Raw genomic sequence first — 22,810 nt, 5'->3', positions numbered from 1 at the left:
AGGTAAACGCTTTATGGTGAACGGGCGTTCGAAAAAAGGCGGGCGCCTTTCGCGAAAATCCGTTATAAAGCGGGACCCGAATTTGAGGCGATTGGCCGCTGGGTAGGGATAGCAACGCTTTCAACTTGAAAAGCCTAAGCTGTTCTATAAACTTACCCTTCGGCCAGGCGCCTGACATATGTCCATTAGGAGTGAAAATTAGGTATGAGCAGCATCGAAGAACGTGTCAAGAAAATCGTCGCCGAGCAACTGGGCGTTAAAGAAGAAGAGATCCAGCTGACCAGCAGCTTCGTTGAAGACCTGGGTGCCGACTCCCTTGACACCGTTGAGCTGGTGATGGCTCTGGAAGAGGAATTCGAGACCGAAATCCCTGACGAAGAAGCCGAGAAAATCACCACCGTTCAAGCTGCCATCGACTACGTCAACGCTCACCAGGCCTAATCGCCCGGCGTTGACACGTCTTGTCAGGGAAAACCGCACTGCCAGCCGGCGTGCGGTTTTTTGTTTGGCACCGGCGTAGCGTGGTGCATAGCAAGTTTTGAAGGAGAGTACTGTGTCGCGTAGACGCGTCGTGGTCACCGGGATGGGAATGTTGTCGCCGCTGGGTACCGATGTGCCCACCAGTTGGCAGGGCATTCTGGAAGGCCGCAGTGGCATTGGTCCGATCGAACACACGGACCTGTCTGCCTTTTCAACCCGTTTCGGCGGCTCGGTCAAAGGCTTTGACGTCGAGCAATACATTTCCGCCAAGGAAGCGCGCAAGCTCGACCTGTTCATCCAGTACGGCCTGGCGGCCGGGTTTCAGGCCTTGAACGACGCGGGCCTGAAAGTCACCGACGCCAACCGTGAGCGCATTGGCGTGGCCATGGGCTCGGGTATCGGTGGCCTGACCAACATCGAAGAAACCTGCAATACGCTGCACGCCCAGGGCCCGCGGCGCATTTCGCCGTTCTTCGTGCCTGGGTCGATCATCAACATGATTTCCGGTTTCCTGTCCATCCACCTGGGTTTGCAGGGGCCTAACTACGCCATTGCCACGGCGTGCACCACTGGCACCCACTGCATCGGCATGGCCGCGCGCAATATCGCCTACGGCGACGCCGACGTGATGATCGCCGGTGGCGCCGAAATGGCCGCTTGCGGCCTGGGCATGGGTGGCTTCGGCGCGGCGCGGGCGTTGTCTACTCGCAACGACGAGCCCGCCCGCGCCAGCCGGCCATGGGACAAAGACCGCGACGGTTTCGTGCTGTCTGACGGCGCCGGCGCGCTGGTGCTCGAAGAGCTCGAACACGCCAAGGCCCGTGGCGCGACCATCTACGCCGAGCTGGTTGGCTTCGGCACCAGCGGCGATGCCTTCCACATGACCTCCCCGCCCGAGGATGGCGCCGGTGCCGCGCGCTGCATGGCCGCGGCCCTGCGCGACGCCGGGCTGGCGCCGGAGGCGGTGCAGTACATCAACGCCCACGGTACCTCTACCTCTGCCGGTGACCTGGCCGAAGTGAACGCCATCAAGCAGGTGTTCGGCGCCCACGCGCAGCAACTGGCCGTGAGCTCGACCAAGTCGATGACCGGCCACCTGTTGGGCGCCGCCGGTGCGGTCGAGGCGATCTTCAGCGTGCTGGCGATCCGTGACCAGGTTGCGCCGCCGACCATCAACCTGGACGCGCCGAGCGAGGGCTGTGACCTCGACTTCGTGCCCCACGAAGCGCGCAAGATGCCCATCGACGTGGCCATCTCCAACTCCTTCGGGTTTGGTGGTACCAACGGTTCGCTGGTGTTCCGCCGGTACCAGGCTTGATAGAGCCCTGGGTCGATGGCCTGCCGGCGCATGCCGTCGGGCTCGCCGACCGCGGCCTGGCCTACGGTGATGGCGTGTTCGAAACCGTGCGCGTCAGTGCCGGCCAGGCGCGCCTGCTGGGGCGCCATCTCCAACGCCTGGGCGAGGCGACGCGGCGCCTGGCGTTACCGCTCGACCTGGCCCTGGTCGAAGCTGAGCTCACCCGCTATGCCCAGGCCATGGGCGAGGGTGTACTCAAGCTGATCATCACCCGTGGCGACGGCCTGCGCGGCTATGCCGCCAGCCCCGAAGCACGCTGCCGGCGCATTCTGCAGGCCAGCCCGTTGCCCGCCTACCCCGAGGGCCATGCCCGTGATGGCGTGGCCCTGTTCCCCTGCCAGACCCGCCTGGCGATCCAGCCGGCGCTGGCGGGCCTGAAGCACCTGAACCGCCTCGAGCAGGTGCTGGCCCGCGCCGAGTGGCAAGGGCGCGAGGAGGCCGAAGGGCTGATGCGCGACACCGAGGGCCGAGTGGTCGAGGGTGTGTTCAGCAACCTGTTTCTGGTCAACGGCCAGCGCCTGCGCACCGCCAGCCTCGGCCGTTGCGGCGTGGCCGGTACCTTGCGCGCCGAGCTGCTGGCCCAGGCGCCGGGGCAGGGCCTGGTGGCCGAGGTGGCCGACCTGGCTTGGGCAGACCTCGCCAGCGCCGATGAAGTGTTCGTGTGCAACAGCGTGTACGGTATCTGGCCGGTCATAGCCTGTAGTGATCTGGTCTGGCCGGTCGGGGCGGTGACCCGTACACTGCAACGCCTTGTCCGTGAGTTACTGGATACCTGATTCGTGATACGTAAATTGCTCGTTCTGATCGAGGCACTGCTGGTGCTGGCCGGGCTCGCGCTTGGCGTGGGGGCCTGGAAGGTGCAGAGCTCGGTGGAGCAAACCCTCAACCTGCCCACCGAGCGGCTGATCGACGTGCCCGCCGGGGCCACCCCGGTCGGCATGTTCCGCCGCCTCGAGGCCGATGGCGTGCTGCGCGATGCCTTCTGGCTGCGCTGGTACTGGCGCTTCAATGCCAACGGCATGACCTTGCACACCGGCGAGTACCGCCTGGCCCCCGGCATGTCGATGCAAGACCTCCTCGGCCTGTGGCAACGCGGCGAGGTGGTGCAGTACAACCTCACCCTGGTTGAAGGCTGGACCTTCCGCCAGGTGCGCGCCGCGCTGGGCCGCCAGGAAAAACTCCGGCAAACCCTCGCTGGCCTCAGCGACGACGAGGTCATGGCCAAGCTCGGCCACCCGGGTGTATTCCCCGAGGGGCGGTTCTTCCCCGACACCTACCGTTACGTGAAGGGCACCAGTGACCTCGAGCTGCTCGAGCAGGCCTACACGCGCCTCGATGCGGTGCTGGCCCAGGAGTGGCAGGGCCGCGACAGCAGCACGCCCTACAACGACCCGTACCAAGCGTTGATCATGGCCTCGCTGATCGAAAAGGAAACCGGCGTGCCCCAGGAACGCGGCGAAATCGCCGGGGTGTTCATCCGCCGCCTGCAAAGCGGCATGCTGCTGCAAACCGACCCTACCGTGATCTACGGCATGGGCGAGCGCTACAACGGCAAGATCACCCGCGCCGACCTGAAGGAGCCGTCGCCCTACAACACCTACCTGAACCCTGGCCTGCCGCCTACGCCGATCGCCATGATCGGCCGCGAAGCGATCCACGCCGCGCTCAACCCCACGCCCGGCAGCAGCCTGTATTTCGTCGCCCGCGGCGACGGCAGCCATGTGTTCTCCGATGACCTGGACGCGCACAACGAAGCGGTCCGCGAATTCCAACTCAAGCGCCGCGCGGACTACCGCTCTAGCCCCGCGCCCGCAGCGGCGCCCGCCGCCGCGCCGGCCGAGGCAGCGCCGGCGCCTGGCAGCGGCACCGGCACCGGTACCGCGCCTGAACCCGCACAAGGAAGCCAACCGTGACTGGCCTGTTCATCACCCTTGAAGGCCCCGAAGGCGCCGGCAAAACCACCAACCGCGAATTCCTGGCCAGCCACCTGCGCGCGGCGGGCCTGAGCGTGGTGCTCACCCGCGAACCGGGGGGCACCGCCCTGGCCGAACGCATCCGTGACCTGCTGCTGGCCACCGATGAAGAACCGATGGCGGTCGATACCGAACTGTTGCTGATGTTCGCCGCGCGCGCCCAGCACCTGGAGCGGGTGATCCGCCCGGCATTGCAACGCGGCGAGGTGGTGTTGTGTGATCGCTTTACCGACGCCACCTACGCCTACCAGGGCGGTGGCCGTGGCGTGCCCAGCGAGCGCATCGCGGCGCTTGAGCAGTTCGTGCAGGGCAGCCTGCGCCCCGACCTGACGTTGGTGTTCGACCTGCCGGTCGACGTCGGCCTGGCCCGCGCCGCCGCCCGGGGCCGGCTCGACCGCTTCGAGCTCGAAGGCCGGCCGTTCTTTGAAGCGGTGCGCCAGGCCTACCTGGCGAGGGCCGCGGCCGCGCCGCAGCGTTATCATTTGGTCGATGCGGCGCAACCTCTGGCGCAGGTGCAAAGCGCCTTGAGCGCGCTGCTGCCCGGGCTGCTGGAGCGCGCCCGTGGCTGAAGCCTACCCGTGGCAGGCCAGCCTCTGGCAACAACTGGCCGGGCGCCGCCAGCATGCCCATGCCTACTTGCTGCACGGCCCGGCCGGCATCGGCAAGCGGGCCATGGCCGAGCGCTTGCTCGCCCTGCTGCTGTGCCAGCAGCCGGCCCTCGAAGCCTGTGGCCATTGCAAGGCCTGCCTACTGCTGGCCGCCGGCACCCACCCAGACGCCTTTATCCTGCAGCCAGATGAGCCCGACAAGGCGATCCGGGTCGACCAGGTGCGCGAAGTGGTCGAGTTCGTCAGCCAGACCGCACAAATGGCCGGGCGCAAGGTCGTACTGGTAGAACCGGTCGAGGCCATGAACCTGAACGCCTCCAACGCATTGCTGAAAAGCCTCGAGGAGCCGTCGGGCAATACCGTGCTGTTGTTGGTCAGCCACCAGCCCAGCCGCTTGCTGCCGACCATCAAGAGCCGTTGCGTGCAGCAAGCCTGCCCGCTGCCCTCGGCGGCGCAGAGTGAGCAGTGGCTGGCTGGCGCCCTGCCCGAGGCCACCGCCGAAGAGCGCGCCGAGTTGCTGGTACTGGCAGCGGGTTCGCCGCTGGTGGCGCTGCGCTTGCAAGCCGAAGGCGCCCGCGAGCAGCGCGCATTGGTGGTCGAAGGGGTAAAACAATTGCTCAAACAGCAACAAGGGCCTAGCCAATTGGCCGAGAGTTGGGGCAATGTGCCACTGCTTATGCTGTTCGACTGGTTTTGTGACTGGGCACAGGGCATCCTGCGCTACCAGCTCACGGAAGACGAAAATGGCCTGGGCTTGAGCGATATGCGCAAGGTGCTGCAATATCTCGCTCAGAAAAGCCCGCAAGGCCGTGTGCTCGAGACCCAAGACTGGGTGCTCCAGCATCGGCAGAAGGTGCTGGGCAAGGCCAACCTCAATCGCGCATTGCTACTCGAGGCGCTGTTGGTGCGGTGGGCCGCGTTGCCCGGCCAGGCGTAACCGGTGGCAAGCAGTAAGGGAATCTCATGAACCAACCTGTTTCACCTGGCCCGCGTAACGGCATCCTGTCCTTGACCATCAAGGACAAAGCCGTGCTGTACGCGGCCTACATGCCGTTTCTCAAGAACGGCGGGCTGTTCATCCCCACCAGCAAAAGCTACAAGCTCGGCGACGAGCTGTTCATGCTGCTGAACCTGATGGACGAAGCCGAAAAAATCCCGGTGGCCGGCAAGGTGGCCTGGATCACTCCGCGCGGTGCCCAGGGCAACCGCGCCGCTGGCGTGGGCGTGCAGTTCAACGACGGCGACGACACCGCCCGCAACAAGATCGAAACCTACCTGGCCGGCGCGCTGGCTGCCGACCGCCCCACCCATACGATGTAATCGCCCTCATGCCTGATAGCACCCCCCGGCTGGTGGATTCCCACTGCCATCTCGATCGCCTCGACCTCAGCGCCCATGGCGGCAGCCTCAATGCCGCCCTGGAGGCGGCCCGCGCCCGTGGCGTAGGGCACTTCCTGTGCATTGGCGTGAGCGCCGACAACGCCGCGGCGGTCAAGGCACTGGCCGAGCGTTACCCGGATGTCGACTGCTCGGTGGGCGTGCATCCGCTGGACGTGAACCCCAACGGGGTGCCAACCCTCGACTGGCTGGTGGGCGAGCTCACCCACCCCCATGTGGTCGCCATCGGCGAAACCGGCCTGGACTACCACTACGAGCCGGAGGCCGCCGAGGTGCAGCAGGCGTCGTTTCGCCTGCATCTGGACGCCGCGCGGGTGACGGGCAAGCCGGTGATCATCCACACCCGCGCCGCCCGTGCCGACACCCTGGCCATGCTGCGCGAGGCGGCGTTGCCCCAGGCCGGCGTGCTGCACTGTTTCACCGAAGACTGGCCGATGGCCCGTGAAGCCCTGGACATGGGCTACTACATCTCCCTCTCGGGTATCGTGACCTTCAAGAACGCCGACGCCCTGCGCGATGTGGCGCGCCAGGTGCCGGCGGACCGCCTGCTGGTTGAAACCGACGCGCCGTACCTGGCGCCGATCCCCTACCGTGGCAAGCCCAACCTGCCGCAGTACGTGCGGGAAGTGGCCGAGTACCTGGCCATGCTGCGCGGTGTGCCGTACGAGCGTTTCGCCGAGCAGACCAGCGCCAACTTCCGCCGCCTGTTCCCGCTCGCGCGGGCCTGAACAGCAGGCAAAAAAAACCCGGAATCTGGGGGAGGAATCCGGGTTAAGACCATTAGGAGTAAAACAAAGGCGCGCGGTCCATCCGCGCCTTTATCGGCCTGCCACTTGGGGGGTATGGCGGCCAACACCCTCAAGTATTGGCCACTGTTGGCACCTTGCCAGTTCTGTTTGGTCGTTTTTTAAACAGATTTGGAATCAACCGGCCGGCCATGAGCACCCATTGGCCGGCCCAAGTGACCGTACTAGACAAGCTTGCGGTGATAACTCGCGGTTTCTTATAGGAATGCCCAAGCCGCCTGGCTCGACGTGCGCATGGCTGAGCGTTGGGTTGCTTTCCGATGAAGGGTCGCCCTGGGTGGCGGCCGGAACGCCCCCCTGCTTGGGCCGGATCGCCCCCGGGATAAACCGCCCCCTGCCGTGCATTTTTGCGCCAAGCAGGCATAATGGCGCCACGTTTTTTCGACAGCCGCCTGTGCCTACAATGCAGAAAGAACCCCGAAAGGTGCGCGAATTTCGCCGCCGAGAACAAGAAATACTCGACACCGCGCTCAAGCTTTTTCTCGACCAGGGCGAAGACAGCGTGACCGTCGAGATGATCGCCGATGCCGTGGGTATCGGCAAAGGCACCATCTACAAGCACTTCAAATCCAAGGCCGAAATCTACCTGCGGCTGATGCTCGACTACGAGCGCGACCTCAACGCGCTGCTGCACTCCACTGACGTTGACCGTGATCGCGAGGCGCTGTCGCGGGCCTATTTCGAATTCCGCATGCGCGACCCGCAGCGTTACCGGCTGTTTGATCGCCTGGAAGAAAAAGTCGTCAAGGGCAGCCAGGTGCCGGAAATGGTCGAGCAACTGCACAGCATCCGCGCCTCGAACTTCGAGCGGCTGACGCTGCTGATCAAGGGCCGCATTGATGAGGGCAAGCTTGAAGACGTGCCGCCGTACTTTCACTACTGCGCGGCCTGGGCCCTGGTGCATGGCGCGGTGGCGCTGTACCACTCGCCGTTCTGGAGCAACGTGCTCGAAGACCAAGAGGGGTTTTTCCAGTTCCTGATGGACATCGGCGTGCGCATGGGCAACAAGCGCAAACGCGACACCGACCCGGCCTGAGCCTTTGGCGTGAAAGCTGCATCCTCCGGGGCATTCGCCGGTTTTCCGACACTGGCTCCGGGAGGAACGATGCGCAGGTTGTGGCTCATTTTCGTGGTAGTGGCCTTCAGTGGCTGCATGAGTGTCAGTGACATGGGCCAGGTCGCCCATGACCAGTTGAGCGACGCGGGCGTGCTCGACCACAGCCAGACCCACCGGCTGAACAACTTCCGCCTGCAGGCCGACTCGTTCATCTACATCGCCCAGGGCCCGTTTGCCCCGCCGGGCAGCAGCTATCCGCGGCCGAACGTGGTCGCCGAAGAGGCCTTCACCGCCTTTGTGCAGTATTTCCCGATGGTGCGCCGCGCCAGCCAGACCGCCGGCCTCGAGCAAGCGCTGGCTGAAGCCCGCGGCTATGGCGCCAATTACCTGCTGTACACCCGCTTTGCCGCCGCCGATGACCGCATCGGCAACACCGATGAACTCCAGGACCAGGACGCCGACCGCCTGGGCATCGACACGGGTGTGGTGCAGATGATGCTGATCGAAACCAGCACCCGCTACCTGATCGACTCGGCCACCGTACGTGCCCGGGGCGGGCTGTTGACGCTGTACAACCACAAGCCCGCCGATTTGCTCGGCCCCCCCATGAAGGATTACGCTAGTAGCCTGTTGGGCGTAAGCCGGTAACCCCTGGAGGCAACATGAGCGGCCCCGCCAAGGCCAACGACCTGCTCGGGCAGATTCCCAAGGCCCAGGGCCTGCCCCCGGTGCACCTGTGGAACCCCGCCTTTTGCGGTGACATAGACATGCGCATCGCCCGCGACGGCACCTGGTACTACCTGGGCACGCCGATCGGGCGCAAGCCGATGGTGCGGTTGTTCTCGACCATCCTCAAGCGTGAAAACGGCCAGTGGTACCTGGTCACGCCCGTGGAAAAGGTCGGCATCCAGGTAGACGACGCGCCGTTCGTGGCGGTTCTGCTGGAGGTCGAAGGGCAGGGCGAGCAGCAGCGCCTGCACTTCACCGACAACTGCGAAAACCGCTTCACCGCCGGCCCCGAGCACCCGATGCGGGTCAGCACCCACCCTGAAACCGCCGAGCCTGCGCCCTATGTGCGAGTGCGCGGCGAGTTCGAGGCGTTGATCCACCGTAATGTGTTCTACCAACTGGTCGAGCTGGCCGTGCCGTGCGAGGTCGCTGGGCAGCCGGGGTTGGGGGTGTGGAGTGATGGGGTGATGTTCCCGCTCGGCGTGTTGTGAGCGCTTGGCCCGGCTAAACCCTGCTAACCCGCCTCAGCCACCACCCCAGCCTGCTCACGGGCCATTTCCAGCGCCTGGTGCGCGGCCTCGAACCAATCCAGCTCGTTGTGCTGCAGGTAGGTGTATTCAGCCATGCCCATGCTCACCGCCAGGTTGGGCAGGTCAGCGTGGCTGCCGCCGAAGTGGCAGAACTGCCCACGGATGCGCGCCAGGCACTGGGCCGCCGCGCGTTCGCGCAGGGTCGGCATCAGCAGGTAGAAGGCGTCGGCACCATTGCTGCCGATCACATCCAGGGTACGCGCCTCCGACAGAATGATATGCCCCAGCCGCGCGGTGACCGCTTGGGCCACCCAGTGGCCGTGGCGGCGGTGCAGGGCGGCGAGGTCGTCGATGCAGATCACCAGCAGGGTGGCGTGGCCGTTGCTGCGCCGGCAGCGCTGGTGGTCGGCGGCCAGTTCACTCATCCAGCGGTTGTACGGCAGCAGCCGGCTGTGTTCGTCGTAGCTATTGGCGATGTCGAAGGCCTTGCGCTGCTCGAACAGCCTCGACGCCAGCGTATAGCTGGCCCAGCCGACGCTGAAGGGGTAGATCATCAGCATCGGCAGGCAGGCCACGACCACCTCGGTCGAGCTTTGCCAGTGCACCTGCAGGCCCAGCAACTGAATGCCCAGGCCAAGGCCGAGGGCCTTCGCCAGCAGCCCGCGGAGCATGAAGCCCAGGCCGGCGGCGGCGACGTTGTTCATCGCCACCATCGACAGCAACATCGCACTGGGCAGCAAGTTGAAGTGCATCACCACCACCCAGCCACCGGCCAGCAGCGAATCGCCCAGCAGGTTGCGCAGCTCGGCGCGGTAAGGTTGCTGGGCGTGCAGTGCCAGGTAGCGGGCGGCCCACGGCCAGATGAAGCCATTGGCGAGCATCCACACCCATACCCAGCCGGGCGGGGCGTGTTCGCGAATCACCACCACGATGTAGATGAAGCTGAGCGCGCAGCCCAGCACGCGCGGGGCGAAAATCCGTTTGGCGAAGCTGATGCCTGCCTGGCGACTGGTGAGCATGGGGCGACCGTTCCACGAATAGCTGGCTGTGGGAGGAGATGAAGCTGGGCCGAGGGCTGGGGGGAGGGCTGTTATCAGTTGTAAGCCAGGCGCGTCCAACGATCGGCAATGTACAGGATCCCGTTTTCGATGGGAACAACTGTGGCATGCGTTCGTCGTTCTGTCAGGCCGTTGGTCAGAATGACCAGGAGTGTTGCGCCGCAGCCAAGGGGCTGGGAAGGAAAATGGCTCCGCGACCTGGACTCGAACCAGGGACCCAATGATTAACAGTCATTTGCTCTACCGACTGAGCTATCGCGGAACAACGGTGCGTATCTTACTGATGCACAAGGGGAAGTCAACTTCCCCCGGTGCAGGCGAAGGGGCGTTACAGCACCTTGACGATGGCCGCGGTGACCTGCTCGATGTTGCGGCTGTTCAGCGCCGCCACGCAGATGCGCCCGGTGTCGAGCGCGTACACGCCGAACTCCTGGCGCAGGCGCTGGGCCTGGGCGGCCGACAGGCCCGAGTAGGAGAACATGCCACGCTGGCGGCCGACGAAGCTGAAGTCGCCGTGGGCGGCCAGGCGCTCGACCATCTCGGTGCGCATGCCCTTGATGCGCTGGCGCATTTCGGCCAGCTCCTGCTCCCACAGCGCGCGCAGCTCGGCATTGCCCAGGACCGCGGCAACGATGCTGGCGCCGTGGGTTGGCGGGTTCGAGTAGTTGGTGCGGATCACCCGCTTGACCTGGCTCAGCACGCGGCTGGCTTCGTCTTTGCTGGCGGTGACGATCGACAGCGCGCCGACGCGCTCGCCGTACAGCGAGAACGATTTGGAGAACGAGCTGGACACGAAGAAATCCAGGCCCGACTCGGCGAACAGGCGCACCGCGGCGGCGTCTTCGTAGATGCCGTCGCCGAAGCCCTGGTAGGCCATGTCGAGGAATGGAATGTGGTTTTTCTCGCGGACCACGGTCAGCACGTTCTGCCAGTCGGCAGGGCTGAGGTCCACGCCGGTGGGGTTGTGGCAGCAGGCGTGCAGCACCACCACCGAGCCTTGCGGCAGGGCGCGCAGGTCGTCGAGCATGCCCGAACGGTTCACGTCATGGCTGGTCGCATCATAGTAGCGGTAGTCTTGCACCGGGAAACCGGCGCGTTCGAACAGCGCGCGGTGGTTTTCCCAGCTCGGATCGCTGATGGCGACCACGGCGTTGGGCGCCAGTTGCTTGATGAAGTCGGCGCCCAACTTCAGCGCGCCGGTGCCACCCACGGCCTGCACGGTGACCACGCGGCCGGCGGCCAGCAGCGGCGAGGCTTCGCCGAACAACAGTTTTTGCACGGCCTGGTCATAGCTGGCGATGCCGTCGATGGGCAGGTAGCCGCGCGAGGCCTGCTGGGCCACGCGGGTTTTTTCCGCTTCGATCACCGCGCGTAGCAGGGGGATCTTCCCTTCTTCGTTGCAATACACGCCCACGCCCAGGTTCACCTTGTCGGTGCGGGTGTCGGCGTTGAAGGCTTCGTTAAGGCCCAGGATGGGGTCGCGGGGTGCCAATTCGACGGCAGAAAACAGGCTCATTTAAATGACCATGGCTGTTGTGAATGAGGAGTGTGCGCAAAGCTGCGCGGCAACGGCGTGGAAGTATAGAGGCCGGTTCCGGGTTGCGCGATGGGTTGCACAGGGTTGCACCCAGGTTTTTGCAGGAAATTTCCGAAACGACCGATTACACCCTGGCGCGCTGGCCGATTTGACGCCCCGCGCCGCCGGCAGTACTGTTTATCGATACAGCCCAGGCCGCCCCGCGGCCCTTCCGATGAGGTCAAGATGTCCGAGTTTCAGCTCGTCACCCAGTACCAACCCGCCGGTGATCAGCCCGAGGCGATCCGCCAACTGGTCGAGGGCATCGACGCGGGCCTGGCGCACCAAACGCTGCTCGGCGTGACCGGTTCGGGGAAAACCTTCAGCATCGCCAACGTGATCGCCCAGGTGAAGCGCCCCACCCTGGTGCTGGCGCCCAACAAAACCCTGGCGGCGCAGCTGTATGGCGAGTTCAAGGGGTTCTTCCCGAACAACGCGGTGGAGTATTTCGTTTCCTACTACGACTACTACCAGCCCGAGGCCTACGTGCCTTCGTCAGACACCTTCATCGAGAAAGACGCCTCGATCAACGACCACATCGAGCAGATGCGCCTGTCGGCGACCAAGGCCCTGCTCGAACGCAAGGACACCATCATCGTCACCACCGTCTCGTGCATCTACGGCCTGGGCAGCCCCGATGCGTACCTGAAGATGGTGCTGCACATCGATCGCGGCGACAAAATGGACCAGCGCCATCTGCTGCGCCGCCTGACCGAGTTGCAGTACACCCGCAACGAGATGGACTTCGCCCGCGCCACCTTCCGCGTGCGCGGCGACGTGATCGACATCTTCCCGGCCGAATCGGACCTCGAGGCCATCCGGATAGAGCTGTTCGACGATGAGGTCGAGGCCCTGTCGGCCTTCGACCCGCTCACCGGCGAGGTGATCCGCCGCCTGCCGCGCTTCACCTTCTACCCCAAGAGCCACTACGTCACCCCGCGGGAAACCCTGCTCGAGGCGGTGGAACAGATCAAGGTCGAGCTGCAACAGCGGCTGGAGTACCTGCGTGGCGCCAACAAGCTGGTCGAGGCCCAGCGCCTCGAGCAGCGCACCCGCTTCGACCTCGAGATGATCATGGAGCTGGGCTACTGCAACGGTATCGAGAACTACTCGCGGTTCCTCTCCGGGCGCCCGGCCGGGGCGCCGCCGCCCACGCTGTACGACTACCTGCCCGATGATGCCCTGCTGGTGATCGACGAATCCCACGTCAGCGTGCCGCAGGTAGGGGCCATGTACAAAGGCGACCGCTCGCGCAAGGAAACCCTGGTCGAATACGGCTTCCGCCTGCCGTCGGCGCTGGATAACCGGCCCATGCGCTTCGAGGAATGGGAAGCCGCCAGCCCGCAGACCATCTTCGTGTCGGCTACCCCAGGCCCGTACGAAGCGGCCCACGCCGGGCGGGTGGTCGAACAGGTGGTGCGGCCCACCGGCCTGGTCGACCCGGAAGTGGAAATCCGCCCGGCCAGTACTCAGGTCGACGATCTGCTTTCGGAAATCCACAAGCGCGTGGCGCTCGACCAGCGGGTACTGGTCACCACCCTGACCAAGCGCATGGCCGAAGACCTCACCGATTACCTGGCCGACCACGATGTGCGGGTGCGTTACCTGCACTCGGACATCGACACCGTGGAGCGGGTGGAGATCATCCGCGACCTGCGCCTGGGCACCTTTGACGTGCTGGTGGGCATCAACCTGCTGCGCGAGGGCCTCGACATGCCCGAGGTGGCGCTGGTGGCCATTCTCGATGCCGACAAGGAAGGCTTTTTGCGCTCCGAGCGCTCGCTGATCCAGACCATCGGCCGCGCCGCGCGCAACCTGCATGGGCGGGCCATCCTCTACGCCGACAACATGACCGGCTCGATGGAGCGGGCGATCAACGAAACCGAGCGCCGCCGCGAGAAGCAAGTGGCGTTCAACCTGGCCAACGGCATCGTGCCCAAGGGGGTGGTTCGGGATATTTCCGACATCCTCGAGGGCGCCACCGTGCCAGGTGGGCGCAGCAAGAAGCGGCGTAACGCCGCCAAGGCCGAAGAGGCCGCCAACGCCGCCCAGGCCCACCTGCGCACCCCTGAAGACGTGGCCAAGCGGATCAAGGTGCTCGAAGAACAGATGCTGCAGTTCGCGCGCAATCTGGAATTCGAATCCGCGGCGCAAACGCGGGATGAAATCGGCAAGCTGAGGGAGCGCCTGAAGGCGCTCTAGGTAAAAAAGGGGCCAGTAACACGCTGCACGTTGCAAGCAGATCCCGAGGCGCAGGGCTTTCGGCTTTTGGCTTGCCGCTGGTGGGCCCCAGGCCGGCGGCCTGCTAATATTCCTGCCTTTGTTCAGCTTCCCCCCGAGACTTCCATGACCACCGTTCGTACCCGTATCGCGCCTTCGCCCACCGGTGATCCCCACGTGGGCACGGCCTACATCGCCTTGTTCAACTACTGCTTCGCCAAGCAGCACGGCGGTGAATTCATCCTGCGCATCGAAGACACCGACCAGGTGCGCTCCACCCGCGAGTCGGAGCAGCAGATTTTCGACGCCCTGCGCTGGCTGGGTATCGAGTGGAACGAAGGCCCGGATGTCGGCGGCCCCCACGGCCCGTATCGGCAGAGCGAGCGCGGCGAGATCTACAAGCAGTACGCCCAGCAACTGGTCGATGCCGGCCACGCGTTCCCGTGCTTCTGCACCGCCGAAGAGCTCGACCAGATGCGCGCCGAGCAACAGGCCCGGGGTGAAACCCCGCGTTACGATGGCCGCGCGCTGCTGCTGCCGCCTGAAGAGGTCAAGGCGCGCCTGGCCGCGGGCGAATCCCATGTGATCCGCATGAAGGTGCCGAGCGAGGGCGTGTGCGTGGTGCCCGACCTGCTGCGCGGTGACGTCGAAATCCCGTGGGACCGCATGGACATGCAGGTGCTGATGAAGGCCGACGGCCTGCCCACTTACTTCCTGGCCAACGTGGTCGATGACCACCTGATGGGCATCACCCACGTACTGCGCGGCGAAGAATGGCTGCCTTCGGCGCCCAAGCTGATCAAGTTGTACGAATACTTCGGCTGGGAGCAGCCCAAGCTGTGCTACATGCCGCTGCTGCGTAACCCCGACAAGAGCAAGCTGTCCAAGCGCAAGAACCCCACCTCGGTGACCTTCTACGAGCGCATGGGCTTCATGCCCGAGGCCATGCTCAACTACCTCGGCCGCATGGGCTGGTCGATGCCCGATGAGCGCGAGAAGTTCTCCCTGGCCGAAATGGTCGAGCACTTCGACCTGTCGCGCATCTCCCTGGGCGGGCCGATCTTCGACATCGAGAAGCTCTCGTGGCTCAACGGCCAGTGGCTGCGTGACCTGCCTGTGGAGGAGTTCGCCGCGCGCACCCGCCAGTGGGCGTTCAACAGCGATTACCTGATGCGCATCGCCCCCCACGTGCAGGGCCGGGTTGAAACCTTCTCGCAGATCGCCCCGCTGGCGGGCTTTTTCTTCGAAGGTGGGGTCAAGGCGGACCCAGCCCTGTTCGCCCACAAAAAACTGGCCCCTGACCAGGTGCGCCAGTTGATGCAGTTGATCCTGTGGAAGCTCGAAGCGCTGCGCCAGTGGGAGAAAGACCGCATCACCGGGTGTATCACCGAAGTCGCCGAGGCGCTGGGCCTGAAGCTGCGTGACGCGATGCCGCTGATGTTCGCTTCGATCACCGGCCAGGCCAGTTCGGTGTCGGTGCTCGACGCCATGGAAATCCTTGGCCCGGACCTCACCCGCTTCCGCCTGCGCCAGGCGCTGGAGCTGCTCGGTGGGGTGTCGAAGAAGGAAAACAAAGAGTGGGAGAAGCTGTTCGCGGGGCTGTAACGCGGCCGGCTGTCGGCGGTTTGGGGCAGGCCCGCCAGGGTTTGCCCCTAACCCTTTGAAAGGCTTATCAAAAAATTTTGTACTTTTTTCAAAATTCGTTTGACAGGGTAGGGTGCCGCCCTTAATATGCGCCCCGTCCACGACACAGCGCCAACACAAACAGCGCTGCACTTGTGGGGCTATAGCTCAGCTGGGAGAGCGCTTGCATGGCATGCAAGAGGTCAACGGTTCGATCCCGTTTAGCTCCACCAATTTCCAGAAGCCGCAGTCGTTGTTTTGACTTCGGTAGGATCAGCCTCCAGACTGGTCCTTGGTAAGAAGGTCATGTCCCCTTCGTCTAGTGGCCTAGGACACCGCCCTTTCACGGCGGTAACAGGGGTTCGAGTCCCCTAGGGGACGCCATTTTCACCACGTACCGCCAGCATCGGGTACGCGCCGCCAGGCGTAAAATTGGGGCTATAGCTCAGCTGGGAGAGCGCTTGCATGGCATGCAAGAGGTCAACGGTTCGATCCCGTTTAGCTCCACCAATTTGCCAAGGCTCGCTGAGGCGAGCCCGCACGAAGGTTTGCGTCCCCTTCGTCTAGTGGCCTAGGACACCGCCCTTTCACGGCGGTAACAGGGGTTCGAGTCCCCTAGGGGACGCCACTGTTGCCCCGATCTCCGGGAATCAAGGCTCATTCGAATATTGAATGGGCCTTTTGTTTTTCAGGCAGAAAAAACCCGATGGCGTTTGCCGCCAAAGGAGTACCGATGCACTGGGACGCCCCTGAACCCTTCACCCTCGCCCTGGCCGTTGGCGCCGATGACATCGACGGCCTTGGCCACGCCAACAATGCCGTGTACGTCAGCTGGCTTGAGCGCTGCGCCTGGCGCCACTCACAGCAACTGGGCCTGGACCTGGCCGAATACCGCCGCCTCGACCGGGCGATGGCGGTGGTGCGGCACGAGGTCGATTACCTGGCCGCGGCCTATGAAGGCGATGAGTTGATCATGGCCACCTGGATCACTGACTGGGATGAAAAACTGCGCATGAACCGCCGCTTCCAGTTGCTGCGCCCCGCCGATGGCACCACCTTGCTGCGCGCGCAAACCACCTTCGTGTGCATCGAGTTGAGCAGCGGCAAGGCCCGGCGCATGCCAGCCGAGTTCATCGAAGGCTATGGCGCCGCCATCCGGCCACGGCCGGCTCAAGAGTAAACACCCCATGCAGATAGCCCTGGCACCGATGGAAGGCCTGGTTGATGACATCCTGCGCGATGTGCTCACCCAGGTGGGCGGCATCGACTGGTGCGTGACCGAGTTCATTCGGGTGTCTGACCGCGCCCTGCAACCGCCGGCGTTTCTCAAGCTGGCGCCGGAGCTGGCGCGCGGCGCGCAAACTCGCGCTGGCGTGCCGCTGCGGGTGCAACTGCTTGGCAGTGACCCTACGCTGCTCGGCGAGAGCGCGGCGGCGGCCTGCGAGCTGGGCGCGCCGGTGATTGACCTCAACTTCGGCTGCCCGGCAAAAACCGTCAACCGCTCGCGCGGCGGCGCGGTGTTGCTGAACGAGCCTGAGCTGCTGCACAGCATCGTCGCCAGCGTGCGCCGGCACACCCCGGCGCACATCCCGGTCACCGCCAAGATGCGCCTTGGCTACGCCAGCAGCCATGGCGCCCTGGAGTGTGCCCAGGCCCTTGAAAGCGGCGGCGCCGCGCAACTGGTGGTGCACGCGCGGACCAAGCTCGACGGCTACAAGCCGCCGGCCCATTGGGAGTGGGTGGCGCGGGTGCAGGAGGTGGTCAAGGTGCCGGTGTACGCCAACGGCGAAATCTGGACCGTCGACGACTGGCGGCGCTGCCGCGAAGTGTGCGGCGTGGCGGACGTGATGCTCGGCCGTGGGCTGGTCTCGCGCCCCGACCTGGCCCTGCAGATTCGCGCCTTCGAGGCGGGGGAGGTACTGCCGCCGATGAGTTGGCAGGCGCTGCTGCCGCTGCTGCAGAGCTTCTGGCGCCAAGCCATGCACAAGCTCTCGCCGCGCTATGCGCCGGGGCGGATCAAACAATGGGTGGCCATGCTCACCCGCGGCTACCCCGAGGCCACCGCGCTGTTCGACCAACTGCGCCGCGAAACCGACTGCCAGCGCATTGCCGCGTTGCTCGGGTTGGAAGAACAGCAGCCGACGAACGGCCTTGAAAGCCGCGAGGCGATCTCCATTTAGTGAGTACGCGATGCCGAAGTCGGGTCGCGCAACGTACTACTCGCTGATCATCAGGAGATTCACATGACTACCGCATTTTCCCTCGCGCCCCTGTTCCGCCACTCCGTGGGCTTCGACCGGTTCAACGACCTGTTCGAGTCTGCCCTGCGTAACGAATCGGGCAGCAGCTACCCTCCGTACAACGTCGAGAAGCATGCCGATGACCACTACCGTATCGTGGTCGCCGCCGCCGGCTTTGAAGAGCAAGACCTCGAACTGCACGTCGAGAAGGGCGTGCTCACCGTCAGCAGCGCCAAGCAGCGCGACACCGACGCGAAGGCCGTGACCTACCTGCACCAGGGCATCGCCCAGCGTGCGTTCAAGCTGTCGTTCCGCCTGGCCGACCACATCGAGGTCAAGGGTGCCTCGCTGGTCAACGGCCTGCTGAACATCGACCTGCTGCGCGTGGTGCCTGAAGAGGCCAAGGCCAAGCGCATTCCGATCGGTAGCGCGGCGCCTGCCCTGCAGCACTGATGGCGGGCTAGAACGCTGAAGCAGTAAAAGAAGGGCGCCTGGTGGGGCGCCCTTTTTTGTTTGAAGCCACCGCCCGCTCGGACCCCTCTGAATTCACAACCTGAAACGCTCTAAGCCTCGTGCCGCCTGGCCTGGCGCTGTATAACGCCGGCTGCGCCCGTGTTCGAGAGCTGTTCCATGCATTACCTGAAACTCATCGTGGTATTCATCGTGCTGCCGCTGTTGCCCGCCTGGGCTGGCTGGGAGCAACTGCAGCGCGTGCAGGCCGCCCAGCCGTTGGGCCAGGTGGGCATGGTGCTTAGCGGCGTTGCCCTGGGCGGCGGGCTGTTGGCGGCGCTGTTGGGGGCGGCGGCGATCTGGCTGCCGTGCCATGCCAGCCGCGCGGCGCGGCGGGGGCAGCCGCTGCTGCTGGCGGCCTTCGACGGCGCCCGGCGGCGGTTGCCCGCCCTGCAGGCGCTGCATATCGCCGCGGTGGCGGTAGCGGGTAGCTGCGCTGGCTTGTTCGAGGCGCGGGTGTTGCTGCGCGATGGCCTGGAGGTCGAAGCCCTCATCGCCCTGGCGCCGGCCATCGTGCTCCCGCTGGCCGCCTGGTGGTATTCCCTGTGGCGTATCGCCCAGGCGCGCCGGGCGATCGCCGAGGCATTCCAGCCGCTGCCGGTGGTTTCCACCGTGCTGGGGCAAAGCCTCAGCGCGCGGCAGGCGCCTGAGTTGTGGGCGCTCGCCGAACGGCTGGCGCTGGCGTTAAGGGTGCCGCCACCCACCCACCTGGTCGTGGGCTTCGAGGGCCGCTGCCAGATGACCTTCACGCCGGTGCAGTGCATGCCCGGCAATACCCGCCACGAAGGCCGCACCCTGTATGTGCCCCTGCCACTACTCGGCCTGCTGGATGCTGCCGAGGCCGAGGCGGCCCTGGCCTATGCGCTGGCCTGCAACGCACAGATGGAAACCCCTTACGGGCAGGTGTTCCTGCCGGTTTATGTTGGCTTGGGCAGCGCCTTGGAGGCGGCCGATGCCCAGGTCACTCGTGGCGTTTGGCAGGACGTGCTGTTCGCCCCGGTGGCTTGGCTCCACGAGCACTTGCGGGGGGCTTGGCAAGGCCCCGTCAGCCGCGAGCAGGCCGCCTGTGAGGCCCGCGCCACTGCCGCCGTGGCGCGGGCTGTTGACGGCCTCGCACTGCGGGCCGCGGTGGAACGCCTGGCGCGGGTCGAAGAAACGCTGGAGAGGATACTCGCCATCGAGCTGGAGTTCGGCAACCAGCCAGGGGCCGATGTGCTCACCGAAGCGCTGCTGGAGCTGGAAAAGAACGCCCCAGTACCGGTGAACGCGACCGCGGCGGTAGACCGTTACTTCGCCGACGGCCCCGCGCTGCGTGCCTCCCTCAGCCAGGCGTTTTACCAGCATGGCGAGGCGCTGGAGGCTGAGCTGGAGGCGGATCTTGGCGCGCTCAGGCAGGTGGTGGCTTCCGCCACCCAGCGGCGCGAAGCAGGCCCCGTGCGGAAAACCCTGGCCTGGTGCATGATATTCCTGCTGCTGTTTGGGGCGCTGGCCAGTTGGGTGTGAAAGGCAGCTCACCCCTCCGTCAGCAGCTCGCGAAACGCCGGCCACGGCACCGGCCGGCTGTACAGGTAGCCCTGGTACAAATAGCAGCCTTGCCGCTCGAGGAATTCCAGCTGTTCCGACAACTCCACGCCCTCGGCGATTACCGTCAGTTCCAGGCTGCGGGCCATCGCCAAAATGGCGCGGATGATTTCCGCATCGTTGGGGTCGGTGGTGCAGTCGCGCACGAACGATTGGTCGATCTTCAGCGCGTCCACCGGCAGCCGTTTGAGGTAGGTGAGCGATGAGTAACCCGTGCCGAAGTCGTCCATGGCAAAGCTCACCCCGAGTTTTTTCAGGGCGCGCATCTTGCTGATGGTGTCTTCGAGGTTCTGGATCACGATGCCTTCGGTGATTTCCAGTTTCAGCAGGCTGCACGGCAGTTGGTTGTGGCTCAGGCTGCGCTCGATCCGCTCGACGAAATCCACCTGGCGAAACTGCCGCGGGCTGATGTTCACGCACAGGCTGAACTCACTGGCGTCGATCAGCCCCTCGTGCAGCAAGCGGGCGCAGGCGCCGCAGGCTTCGTCGAGAATCCAGTTGCCCACTTCGAGGATCATCCCGCTTTCTTCGAGCACCTGGATGAACTGCGCCGGCGACTGCTGCCCCAACTGCGGGTGCAACCAGCGCAGCAGCACTTCGGCGCCGACGATGCGGTCTTCGCGGGCATCCACCTGAGGCTGGAAGTGCAGATGGAATTCACCCCGGGCCATGGCCAGGCGCAGGTCGTTTTCCAGGCGCAGGCGCTCGCTGGCGACCTTCTGCATGGTGTTGTGGAACAGTTGCGCGGTGTTGCGCCCGGAGTCCTTGGCGCGATACAGGGCGATGTCGGCGCGTTTGAGCAAATCCGCCGGCTGGGTGCCATGGTCGGGGATCAGCGCCATGCCGATGCTGGGCGTGACCAGCAGCCGGTGGCCGTCGAGGGTCATGGGTTCGGCGAGGATCTCCCGCAGTTCGTCGGCGGTGTTGCGCAGTTGCTGGGTCACCTCGCTGCGGCTGCCCTCCAGGCCGGTGATCAGCACCACGAATTCATCGCCGCCCAGCCGCGCCACGGTGTCTTCCAGGCGCACGCTGGCCTCCAGGCGCGCGGTGATGATCTTCAACACCGTGTCGCCCACCGGGTGGCCGAGCGAATCATTGATGTGCTTGAAGTGGTCCAGGTCGAGGAACAACAGCGCGCCGCGCTGGTTGCTGCGGCGCAGCGCGGTCACCTGCTGGCCAATGCGGTCCATCAGCGCGGCGCGGTTGGGCAGGTTGGTCAGCGGGTCGTGGTAGGCCAGGTGGTGAATCTGCGCCTGGGCGCTTTTCAGTTGGGTGAGGTCGCGCGCGGTCAGGAGCAGGCAGTCGATGCCGTTGAGGGTGATCGGCTCGACGGAAATCTCCAGGCTGACCCGTTCGCCATGCCGCCGGCGGCCGAGGATTTCCCGGTGGGCGACCCGGCCGTGGCGTTCGATGTCGGCCAATAGCGCCCGGCGCTGCAGGTCGTCGCCCCACAGTTCGAGTTCTTCGGCGGTGCGCCCCAGCACCTCGGCCATGCTCCAGCCAAAGGTGTCGCTGAAGCACGGGTTGATCTCGATGAAGCGCCCGCTCACCCGCTCGGTCACGCTGATCGGGTAGGGGCTGGCCTGGAACAACCGGGCAAAGCGATCGTCGCCGGCGTCCAGCGAGTGCAGTGGGCGGATCACCCCGGCCAGCAGGCGGCGGCCGGCGTAGTCGAGCAGCCGCGCTTCGAGCTGGCGCCAGCACAGCGCGCCGCGCTCGTCGAGCACCCGGTGCGCCAGTGGGTGTTCCAGTGCTTCGCCGCTGGCGGCGCGTTGCAGCGCCTCGGCCACCCGCGGGCGGTCAGCCTCGAACACACATTCCAGGTAGGCCGGGGGGGCGCTGGGCGCGCGGGTAGGGTCTAGCCCCAGCAGCGCCAGCGCCCGCGCCGAGCCCTGCCATAGCCCGCTGGCCAGGTCCCAGCACCAGGCACCGAGCCCGGCCCCCTCCAGCGCCGCGATCAACAGCGAAGTGTCTTCCTGCATCGGCGCGACCAGCGGTAGCCGGGGGGAGGGGGCGTCGGTTCGGTGCATTGTGGGCGTATCCTGGAAGGAGCGAAAATCTCCACCCTCAAGGAAAGACGATTTCGGCCTCAAGTAAAGCCATGAACGCACGCGCCGCGTTCGAAAGCGTGCGTTCAGTGTGCACGATGTAGCCCAACCGCCGGCTCATCTGGATCCCGGGCAAGGCCAGGCGGGTGACCTGGTCATCGAGCATGGTGCGTGGCAGCACGCTCCAGGCGATGCCGATCGACACCATCATCTTGATGGTTTCGAGGTAGTTGGTGCTCATGGCGATGTTCGGCGTCAGCCCCTGGGCGCGGAACAGGTGTTGTACGATGTGATGGGTGAAGGTGTTGTTGCCGGGGAATACCGCCGGGTGCCGGGCGATGTCCGCGGGGGTCACCTCTTGCTGGCGCGCCAGCGGGTGCTCGGGGGCGGCGACGAAATCCAGCGGGTCGTCCCAGATGTGGGTGGCCTTGATCAGCCCGTACGGCTCGGGCGCCAGGGTGATCACCGCCACCTCGGCGCGGCCGTGGAGGATTTCGTCGTAGGCCACTTCCGAATCGAGGAACTGGATGTCTAGCGCGACGTTCGGGTAGCGCTTGGTGAACGCCCGCAGAATCGGCGGCAAGCGGTGCAGGCCGATGTGGTGGCTGGTGGCCAGGGTCAGCCGCCCGGTGACCTCGCCGTTGAGGTTGGTCAGTGCCCGGCGGGTGTCGTCGAGCACATTGACGATCTGGTAGGCCCGCGGCAACAGCGCGCGGCCGGCTTCGGTCAGGCTGACTTCACGGCCCAGGCGGTCGAACAGGCGGTTTTCCAGCTGGTTCTCCAGGCTGGCGATGCGCTTGCTGATGGCCGGTTGGGTCAGGTGCAGGCGCTCGCCCGCGGCAGAAAAACTGCCGAGCTCGGCGATGGCGATAAAGGCGCTGAGGTTGGCCACGTCCACGTATGAAAATTCCTAGGCGTTATGCAGTTCATAAAAAGTATGAATTTGAGTTATTGAATTTAGCGTTATAGCATCCGAACCTACAAGCCCTCTCCGGCAATAAACGGAGAGAAAAGGC

The 22,810-nt window shown here is 65.1% G+C and carries 21 protein-coding genes and 5 tRNA genes; 21 read left to right on the top strand and 5 right to left on the bottom strand.

Annotated elements, in window-relative coordinates; translation table 11 throughout:
• Nucleotides 1–204: 204 nt before the first annotated feature.
• The 11 genes from acpP to ACFZCE_RS05610 all read left to right on the top strand — a co-directional run bounded on the left by acpP (nucleotide 205) and on the right by ACFZCE_RS05610 (nucleotide 8,899).
• Nucleotides 205–441, top strand: a complete 237-nt coding sequence (gene acpP, locus ACFZCE_RS05660) for an acyl carrier protein (protein WP_390936853.1) — start codon at nucleotides 205–207, stop codon at nucleotides 439–441.
• 112 nt (nucleotides 442–553) lie between these two features.
• Nucleotides 554–1,798 carry a beta-ketoacyl-ACP synthase II gene (gene fabF, locus ACFZCE_RS05655; protein WP_390936851.1) on the top strand — a complete coding sequence of 415 codons (1,245 nt, stop codon included), beginning with the start codon at nucleotides 554–556 and terminating at the stop codon, nucleotides 1,796–1,798.
• The gene (gene pabC / locus ACFZCE_RS05650; RefSeq protein WP_390937492.1) at nucleotides 1,798–2,613 is read left to right on the top strand and encodes an aminodeoxychorismate lyase; all 816 of its coding nucleotides are present in this window, start codon (nucleotides 1,798–1,800) and stop codon (nucleotides 2,611–2,613) included. Before fabF ends, pabC begins: the two co-directional genes overlap by 1 nt.
• Nucleotides 2,614–2,616: 3 nt before the next feature.
• Nucleotides 2,617–3,750 carry an endolytic transglycosylase MltG gene (mltG, locus tag ACFZCE_RS05645; protein WP_390936849.1) on the top strand — a complete coding sequence of 378 codons (1,134 nt, stop codon included), beginning with the start codon at nucleotides 2,617–2,619 and terminating at the stop codon, nucleotides 3,748–3,750.
• Nucleotides 3,747–4,379: a dTMP kinase gene (tmk, locus tag ACFZCE_RS05640; protein ID WP_390936847.1), complete on the top strand. Its 633-nt coding sequence runs from the start codon at nucleotides 3,747–3,749 to the stop codon at nucleotides 4,377–4,379. Before mltG ends, tmk begins: the two co-directional genes overlap by 4 nt.
• On the top strand, nucleotides 4,372–5,355 hold the full coding sequence (locus ACFZCE_RS05635) for a DNA polymerase III subunit delta' (protein ID WP_390936844.1): 984 nt from the start codon (nucleotides 4,372–4,374) through the stop codon (nucleotides 5,353–5,355). The genes tmk and ACFZCE_RS05635 overlap by 8 nt, the downstream gene beginning before the upstream one ends.
• 26 nt (nucleotides 5,356–5,381) lie before the next feature.
• Nucleotides 5,382–5,738 carry a PilZ domain-containing protein gene (locus ACFZCE_RS05630; protein WP_390936842.1) on the top strand — a complete coding sequence of 119 codons (357 nt, stop codon included), beginning with the start codon at nucleotides 5,382–5,384 and terminating at the stop codon, nucleotides 5,736–5,738.
• A gap of 8 nt (nucleotides 5,739–5,746) precedes the next feature.
• Complete coding sequence (locus ACFZCE_RS05625) at nucleotides 5,747–6,544, top strand: TatD family hydrolase (protein WP_390936840.1); 798 nt, start codon at nucleotides 5,747–5,749, stop codon at nucleotides 6,542–6,544.
• Between the two features lie 481 nt (nucleotides 6,545–7,025).
• On the top strand, nucleotides 7,026–7,658 hold the full coding sequence (locus ACFZCE_RS05620; RefSeq protein ID WP_390936838.1) for a TetR family transcriptional regulator: 633 nt from the start codon (nucleotides 7,026–7,028) through the stop codon (nucleotides 7,656–7,658).
• Between the two features lie 69 nt (nucleotides 7,659–7,727).
• Nucleotides 7,728–8,327 (top strand): DUF4823 domain-containing protein, encoded by a 600-nt coding sequence (locus ACFZCE_RS05615; protein ID WP_390936836.1) that lies wholly within the window; start codon nucleotides 7,728–7,730, stop codon nucleotides 8,325–8,327.
• Between the two features lie 14 nt (nucleotides 8,328–8,341).
• The gene (locus ACFZCE_RS05610) at nucleotides 8,342–8,899 is read left to right on the top strand and encodes a DUF1285 domain-containing protein (protein WP_390936835.1); all 558 of its coding nucleotides are present in this window, start codon (nucleotides 8,342–8,344) and stop codon (nucleotides 8,897–8,899) included.
• 23 nt (nucleotides 8,900–8,922) lie between these two features.
• Here the strand turns inward: ACFZCE_RS05610 and ACFZCE_RS05605 are convergent, their stop codons facing one another.
• The 3 genes from ACFZCE_RS05605 to ACFZCE_RS05595 form a co-directional block, all read right to left on the bottom strand.
• Nucleotides 8,923–9,957, bottom strand: coding sequence for an MASE2 domain-containing protein (locus ACFZCE_RS05605; RefSeq protein ID WP_390936833.1), 1,035 nt, complete (start codon nucleotides 9,955–9,957; stop codon nucleotides 8,923–8,925).
• 225 nt (nucleotides 9,958–10,182) lie between these two features.
• Nucleotides 10,183–10,258, bottom strand: a tRNA-Asn gene (locus tag ACFZCE_RS05600).
• A 66-nt stretch (nucleotides 10,259–10,324) separates the two neighbouring features.
• Nucleotides 10,325–11,512, bottom strand: coding sequence for an aromatic amino acid transaminase (locus tag ACFZCE_RS05595; protein ID WP_390936831.1), 1,188 nt, complete (start codon nucleotides 11,510–11,512; stop codon nucleotides 10,325–10,327).
• A gap of 246 nt (nucleotides 11,513–11,758) precedes the next feature.
• Here ACFZCE_RS05595 and uvrB point away from each other — a divergent pair, with 246 nt between their 5' ends.
• The 10 genes from uvrB to ACFZCE_RS05545 all read left to right on the top strand — a co-directional run bounded on the left by uvrB (nucleotide 11,759) and on the right by ACFZCE_RS05545 (nucleotide 19,668).
• On the top strand, nucleotides 11,759–13,774 hold the full coding sequence (gene uvrB / locus ACFZCE_RS05590) for an excinuclease ABC subunit UvrB (protein WP_390936829.1): 2,016 nt from the start codon (nucleotides 11,759–11,761) through the stop codon (nucleotides 13,772–13,774).
• Between the two features lie 144 nt (nucleotides 13,775–13,918).
• The gene (gene gltX / locus ACFZCE_RS05585) at nucleotides 13,919–15,397 is read left to right on the top strand and encodes a glutamate--tRNA ligase (protein ID WP_390936827.1); all 1,479 of its coding nucleotides are present in this window, start codon (nucleotides 13,919–13,921) and stop codon (nucleotides 15,395–15,397) included.
• Between the two features lie 175 nt (nucleotides 15,398–15,572).
• A tRNA-Ala gene (locus tag ACFZCE_RS05580) sits at nucleotides 15,573–15,648 on the top strand.
• A 75-nt stretch (nucleotides 15,649–15,723) separates the two neighbouring features.
• Nucleotides 15,724–15,799: transfer RNA gene (locus ACFZCE_RS05575), tRNA-Glu, on the top strand.
• Between the two features lie 50 nt (nucleotides 15,800–15,849).
• Nucleotides 15,850–15,925: transfer RNA gene (locus ACFZCE_RS05570), tRNA-Ala, on the top strand.
• 42 nt (nucleotides 15,926–15,967) lie between these two features.
• A tRNA-Glu gene (locus ACFZCE_RS05565) sits at nucleotides 15,968–16,043 on the top strand.
• 105 nt (nucleotides 16,044–16,148) lie between these two features.
• A complete protein-coding gene (locus ACFZCE_RS05560) occupies nucleotides 16,149–16,595 on the top strand; it encodes a thioesterase family protein (protein ID WP_390936825.1) in 447 nt (148 codons plus the stop codon).
• 7 nt (nucleotides 16,596–16,602) lie between these two features.
• Nucleotides 16,603–17,595, top strand: a complete 993-nt coding sequence (locus tag ACFZCE_RS05555) for a tRNA-dihydrouridine synthase (RefSeq protein WP_390936823.1) — start codon at nucleotides 16,603–16,605, stop codon at nucleotides 17,593–17,595.
• A 63-nt stretch (nucleotides 17,596–17,658) separates the two neighbouring features.
• Nucleotides 17,659–18,108 (top strand): Hsp20 family protein, encoded by a 450-nt coding sequence (locus ACFZCE_RS05550; RefSeq protein ID WP_390936821.1) that lies wholly within the window; start codon nucleotides 17,659–17,661, stop codon nucleotides 18,106–18,108.
• A gap of 177 nt (nucleotides 18,109–18,285) precedes the next feature.
• Complete coding sequence (locus ACFZCE_RS05545) at nucleotides 18,286–19,668, top strand: hypothetical protein (RefSeq protein ID WP_390936819.1); 1,383 nt, start codon at nucleotides 18,286–18,288, stop codon at nucleotides 19,666–19,668.
• 8 nt (nucleotides 19,669–19,676) lie between these two features.
• Here ACFZCE_RS05545 and ACFZCE_RS05540 read toward each other — a convergent pair whose 3' ends face one another.
• Entirely contained in the window at nucleotides 19,677–21,776 is a 2,100-nt protein-coding gene (locus tag ACFZCE_RS05540) for an EAL domain-containing protein (protein WP_390936817.1), read from the bottom strand.
• A gap of 37 nt (nucleotides 21,777–21,813) precedes the next feature.
• Nucleotides 21,814–22,692: a LysR substrate-binding domain-containing protein gene (locus tag ACFZCE_RS05535; RefSeq protein WP_390936815.1), complete on the bottom strand. Its 879-nt coding sequence runs from the start codon at nucleotides 22,690–22,692 to the stop codon at nucleotides 21,814–21,816.
• Nucleotides 22,693–22,810: the final 118 nt, after the last annotated feature.

The organism is Pseudomonas sp. NPDC007930 (assembly GCF_042958985.1).
Classification (GTDB): Bacteria; Pseudomonadota; Gammaproteobacteria; order Pseudomonadales; family Pseudomonadaceae; genus Aquipseudomonas.
This window is presented reverse-complemented; position numbering and strand designations above follow the sequence as displayed.

Excerpts from the sequence above, each read along its gene's own strand:
- ACFZCE_RS05555 (WP_390936823.1), top strand. The coding sequence starts at position 16,603 with ATGCAGATAGCCCTGGCACCGATGGAAGGCCTGGTTGATGACATCCTG.
- ACFZCE_RS05605 (WP_390936833.1), bottom strand. The coding sequence starts at position 9,957 with ATGCTCACCAGTCGCCAGGCAGGCATCAGCTTCGCCAAACGGATTTTC.
- ACFZCE_RS05630 (WP_390936842.1), top strand. The coding sequence starts at position 5,382 with ATGAACCAACCTGTTTCACCTGGCCCGCGTAACGGCATCCTGTCCTTG.
- ACFZCE_RS05615 (WP_390936836.1), top strand. The coding sequence starts at position 7,728 with ATGCGCAGGTTGTGGCTCATTTTCGTGGTAGTGGCCTTCAGTGGCTGC.
- uvrB (WP_390936829.1), top strand. The coding sequence starts at position 11,759 with ATGTCCGAGTTTCAGCTCGTCACCCAGTACCAACCCGCCGGTGATCAG.
- ACFZCE_RS05595 (WP_390936831.1), bottom strand. The coding sequence starts at position 11,512 with ATGAGCCTGTTTTCTGCCGTCGAATTGGCACCCCGCGACCCCATCCTG.
- ACFZCE_RS05625 (WP_390936840.1), top strand. The coding sequence starts at position 5,747 with ATGCCTGATAGCACCCCCCGGCTGGTGGATTCCCACTGCCATCTCGAT.
- gltX (WP_390936827.1), top strand. The coding sequence starts at position 13,919 with ATGACCACCGTTCGTACCCGTATCGCGCCTTCGCCCACCGGTGATCCC.
- ACFZCE_RS05610 (WP_390936835.1), top strand. The coding sequence starts at position 8,342 with ATGAGCGGCCCCGCCAAGGCCAACGACCTGCTCGGGCAGATTCCCAAG.
- ACFZCE_RS05620 (WP_390936838.1), top strand. The coding sequence starts at position 7,026 with ATGCAGAAAGAACCCCGAAAGGTGCGCGAATTTCGCCGCCGAGAACAA.
- ACFZCE_RS05540 (WP_390936817.1), bottom strand. The coding sequence starts at position 21,776 with ATGCACCGAACCGACGCCCCCTCCCCCCGGCTACCGCTGGTCGCGCCG.
- ACFZCE_RS05560 (WP_390936825.1), top strand. The coding sequence starts at position 16,149 with ATGCACTGGGACGCCCCTGAACCCTTCACCCTCGCCCTGGCCGTTGGC.
- ACFZCE_RS05550 (WP_390936821.1), top strand. The coding sequence starts at position 17,659 with ATGACTACCGCATTTTCCCTCGCGCCCCTGTTCCGCCACTCCGTGGGC.
- ACFZCE_RS05545 (WP_390936819.1), top strand. The coding sequence starts at position 18,286 with ATGCATTACCTGAAACTCATCGTGGTATTCATCGTGCTGCCGCTGTTG.
- acpP (WP_390936853.1), top strand. The coding sequence starts at position 205 with ATGAGCAGCATCGAAGAACGTGTCAAGAAAATCGTCGCCGAGCAACTG.